The following is a 1,073-nucleotide window of genomic DNA, read 5'->3' on the forward strand; positions in this document are numbered from 1 at the left end:
TGTATTACCCACGGAGGCTAGTGACGCGGCTTGCTGGTGGCTGACCCTTGAGTGAGGTGTGGCCTCGGTGATGATTGTAGTCATGGAGCCAGGCCGGGAAAGCGGCAACGCGCTCGGCCTCTGACGTGTATGGGCGGGCGTAGGCCCATTCCTCGAGCATGGTGCGGTTGAAGCGCTCGACCTTGCCGTTGGTCTGGGGCCGGTAGGGCCGGGTTCGTTTGTGTGTGATGTCCGGGCCCAGGGCGTCTTTGAATGCGTGGGAGCGGTAGCAGGAGCCGTTGTCTGTGAGGACGCGCTTCACGGTGATGCCGGCGGCGTTGAAGGCGTCGTTGGCGCGTTCCCAGAAGCCGGCGGCGGTCTCCTTCTTCTCGTCTTCGAGGATCTCGGTGTAGGCGAAGCGTGAGTGGTCATCCACGGCGTTGTGCAGGTAGGCGTAGCCGGGGCGCCGGTTCGCTTCGGTTCCCGTCTTGTTCCTCTTGCCCGCCGCCCGGTCCATGACGCGGTGGCCGCCACCGCCGGGGATTCGTCCAAGCTTCTTGATGTCGACGTGGATCATGTCCCCGGGCTTCTCGTGCTCGTAGCGGCGGATCACCCGGCCCGTGGCACGGTCCAGCCACGAGAGTTTCGCCAGCCCGAACCGGGAGAGGACCTTGTGCACGGTGGATGGCTGGAGGCCCAGTAGATACCCGATCCGGGCTGGCCCCCACCGTCGGTTCACGCGCAGGGCGATGATCCGCCGCTCCCGCCGTTGCGGGGTCCGCAAGGGTGAAACAACGGGCCTGCTGGAGCGGTCCTCCATCCCGTCCGCGCCGAGTGCACGGTAACGGCCGGCCCAGCGCGCGGCGGTCGGCACGGAAACCTGGAACCGCTCCGCGGCCCGACGAAGCGACCACCCGTCATCGACCACGCATCTGGCCAGCTGCAGCCTGCCCCTGGGCGCGAGAAAGGCATTAGGGTGGGACATGAAGACCTCCGTTTGTGGAACTGGACTCTAGACAAGCCCCACTCCACCCGGAGGTCTTCTTTTTGTCACCGAACCACGCCGCCTGTCACCAACGTCCGTGGGCAATACA

Annotated in this window: 1 protein-coding gene; it reads right to left on the reverse strand. The window is 65.8% G+C overall.

Annotation, left to right across the window (positions count from 1 at the left end; all coding sequences use genetic code 11):
- Window positions 1-4: 4 nt before the first annotated feature.
- On the reverse strand, window positions 5-964 hold the full coding sequence (locus tag J2W14_RS21180) for an IS481 family transposase (RefSeq protein ID WP_307466213.1): 960 nt from the start codon (window positions 962-964) through the stop codon (window positions 5-7).
- Between the last annotated feature and the right edge of the window lie 109 nt (window positions 965-1,073).

This window comes from Pseudarthrobacter oxydans, assembly GCF_030812335.1.
GTDB lineage: Bacteria > Actinomycetota > Actinomycetes > Actinomycetales > Micrococcaceae > Arthrobacter > Arthrobacter oxydans_B.

What these genes read in the sequence shown, in the direction of transcription:
- J2W14_RS21180 (WP_307466213.1), bottom strand. Translation starts at nt 964, where the DNA reads ATGTCCCACCCTAATGCCTTTCTCGCGCCCAGGGGCAGGCTGCAGCTG.